The organism is Novipirellula sp., from assembly GCF_041583735.1.
Lineage (GTDB): Bacteria > Planctomycetota > Planctomycetia > Pirellulales > Pirellulaceae > Novipirellula.
On sequence record NZ_JBFHFD010000824.1, the window covers coordinates 1 to 3,237 of the forward strand.

Below are 3,237 nucleotides of genomic sequence, written 5' to 3' on the forward strand. Positions count from 1 at the left end.
CGCCGTTTCCATTTGCAATTGTCGCTGGTGACCTTTCCTCGAACCCTATTCAAAACCCGCTTGTCGACGGAGCCAGTGATTTTGTCGTCAGCGTGGAGGAAGCTCAACTCGACGGGGCGGAGCAGTTTTACACCGTGCCTGTGCTGCATAGTTTCTTGATGAACAATGAAAAGGCTCGTGAATTGACGATCGACTTCTTAATTTCTCATCGCACTCAAAGCTAAGCTGTGGCGGATTTAATCGCTCAAGGGCCTCAAGACCAACAGCGTTGGCGGCGTGCGCTTCCGGACGCCGCTTCCGGTCGCGAGATCCTGCTGGGACGTGCCGACAGCGATTGGAACGTCCCTTGGGATTCAATGATCTCGCGACGTCATACGCGGATCAAAGTGCATTTGGATCATCAAATCGAAATCATTCAGAATGTGCATGCTCGCAATCCCGTCTTCTATCGTGGACGACAATCGCCCCAATTTAAGCTGACGGTCGGAGAACATTTTGTTATTGGGGAAACCACCTTCACGGTGGTCAATCGGCCGGGTGCCTCGGAATTGCCATCCAGCGAGAATGTTACCCAACACGCCTACGACTACACCGTTTTGCGACGCCGCCATTTCCGCGATGCCAATTCGCGGATCGAAATGCTGAGCCGTTTGCCCGATTTGATCACCAGCAGCGAGACCGACGAAGAGTTGTTGGTGCGGATGACCAACGTATTGCTGCAGGCCACACCGGCGGCAACCGCAGTGGCCATCGTCGCCCTCGAAGACGACGCGGCAGCCGAAAATCGTAACCGCCCGCGAGCGGACCGACCCGTGCGAATTTTGCATTACGATAGCCGCGGGTTTGAATACGATTCGGCACAAGTCAGTGCGCGGCTGGCACGCTCGGCGATCGAAAATCGCGAGAGTGTGTTGCAAGTCTGGTCCCCGCACGATGCGGCGCAGAGCGGATTCACGACGAACGAAGGTGTCGATTGGGCGTTCTGTGTTCCGCTACGAAGCGTTGCCTGTCGTGGCTGGGCGATCTACGTCACCGGTCAATCGGCGACGCATGGGCATTTTGATCCGCGAGACCAAAATGCGACCCCGCCCGATGCGCTGCAAGATGATTTGAAGTTTGCGGAACTTGTTGGGTCAATGGTTGCTAACCTGCGGCAAACTCGCCGCTTGGAAAGACGCCAAGCATCGATGCGGCAATTTTTTGCACCGATCGTGATGGATGCCCTGGCCAATCAAGATCCGGCCGAAGTGCTGCAGCCACGTGAGGCGAATTTGTCGGTCATGTTTTGCGATCTAAGGGGGTTCACTCAAAAAAGTGAAGAACAATCCGACCATCTACTGGAACTGTTGAACCAAGTCAGCGAGTCGCTTGGTGTCATGACCCGAGCGATCCTCGATTGCGGCGGCGTCATCGGCGATTTCCATGGCGATGCTGCGATGGGGTTTTGGGGCTGGCCAATCGCGCAATCCGACAACGTCGTTCGAGCGGCCAATGCCGCGATTCAAATTCGTCGTCAACTGGCGTTGTGTAACGAACTGGGAGAGAGCGAGAGCGGACACCACTTTCAACACGGCATCGGGATCGCGACAGGCAATGCCGTCGCGGGGCAAATTGGAACCATCGATCAGGTGAAAGTCACCGCGTTTGGACCGGTCGTGAATCTTGCTAGTCGTTTGGAGGGGCTGACGAAACAATTCGGGGTGCAAACGATCATCGATGAACCGACGGCCACGAGTTTGATGGAGATGAGACGCAATGATCGCGGGGCGATCGACGGCATTGAGTCGCCGATTGTGACGCGGCGATTGGCCCGGGTGCGACCCGCAGGCCTGATCCAACCGGTCAATATTTACGAGCTCAGCCCCGCCAGCGAATCGCTCAATCCTACCGAGCTTGCGACGTATCAACGCGGACTCGAGGCGTTTATCGAGGGCGATTGGAGCGTGGCGAGTGAGGCCTTTGCTTGTATTGCCGACCGTGATCGCCCGAGCCAGCGAATTTTGGGCCAAATGGCGCGTCAGGGGCAATCGCCACCGGCGGGATGGTCAGGAGTGCTGGATCTGGAAAAGAGCTAGTTTTTGTCGGGGGCGCCCTCTCACCCTAACGATGCTGGGGACTTACAATAGGGCTCAAATCCACCCCAAAACCCCCAGACTAACCGTGGTACGCAATGGGATTGCAACAGCTCAGCTCACAGTCGTTTATTCTCCTCCGCACGCTCTGCTTCACTGCTTTGCTCGGTGCCCAGGCCTATTTTCCGAGTGAATCGGCGGGGCAATTGTCCGATAGCGATCGGGCACGATTAGTGTCCCAGATTCGCTATGACGCCAGCCAGATCCGCGAGGATCGATTTCCCGATTTGGAGTTAGCGAAACAAGAGGTCGCTGAAAAGATCGATGCGGTGCGGCAGTTCATGCTCGCGCAGCGTTCGCAGAGCAATGGCCAGGCATGGTTGGATTACCTTGATCTCGCTCCGCTGTCCGAAGCGTTGCAATCGGACTCGCTGTCGGATGTCGCACGATCTGCGATCGATGTACGCTTCCGGCTGATCGGAAACATCGAAGGGCTCGAAATGAGCTCGCTGACGCGACTTCGCAGCTCGATTGAAAAATTGCTTGCGGCCATCCGATTCCGTGACGGCGAGAAAGCGGCCGAGCAGCTTGGCAAGCAACTTGAATCGTTGGCGGAGCGAATCGAGGCGATGGACCAAATCCCTTCGGCCGAAGACGCGGCGGCACTTTCCGCATTGGTATCGCTGCTCGAAGAGTCGCAACAAGCCCGCGGCGTCGTTGCATCGATTCGCGAGGTCTTTGGGCGTCCTAACGTCGCCATCTTTGTCGGCGAATCCGCAATCCAACAAGCGGTCAATCGTGACGTCAATCGATCACGTCCAATCCGCGACTGTATCCTGGGAACGCGGATCATCGGCGAAGCTTACACGACCGGCTTTGTGACTGCCAATCTTTTGCCTTCGATCGGTGCGGCGAGAATCCAAGTCTCGCTGAATGCGGATGTTTCCACGCGTAGCACCGGATACAACGGCCCTGTGAAACTTCGCACCACAGGCAATGCTCAGGTTTCCGCGACTCGCACGTTGAACATCAACGAGTCGGGCGTGACGATGGACCCCGCTTTTGCGACGGCTTCTTTGAATACCGAAATTACCGCGATCGAACACAAGTTGAAACTGGTTCGCCGCATCGCACGAAAGAAGGCTGCCGAGCAGAAACCCAAAGC

1 protein-coding gene and 2 pseudogenes are annotated in these 3,237 nt (G+C 56.4%); all 3 read left to right on the forward strand.

Annotation, left to right across the window (positions count from 1 at the left end; all coding sequences use genetic code 11):
- Nucleotides 1-224: pseudogene (locus ABX962_RS33285) on the forward strand (lipase); the annotation flags it as partial.
- Nucleotides 225-227: 3 nt separating this feature from the next.
- Nucleotides 228-2,075 (forward strand): adenylate/guanylate cyclase domain-containing protein, encoded by a 1,848-nt coding sequence (locus ABX962_RS33290; RefSeq protein WP_372725984.1) that lies wholly within the window; start codon nucleotides 228-230, stop codon nucleotides 2,073-2,075.
- 101 nt (nucleotides 2,076-2,176) lie between these two features.
- Nucleotides 2,177-3,237: pseudogene (locus ABX962_RS33295) on the forward strand (hypothetical protein); the annotation flags it as partial.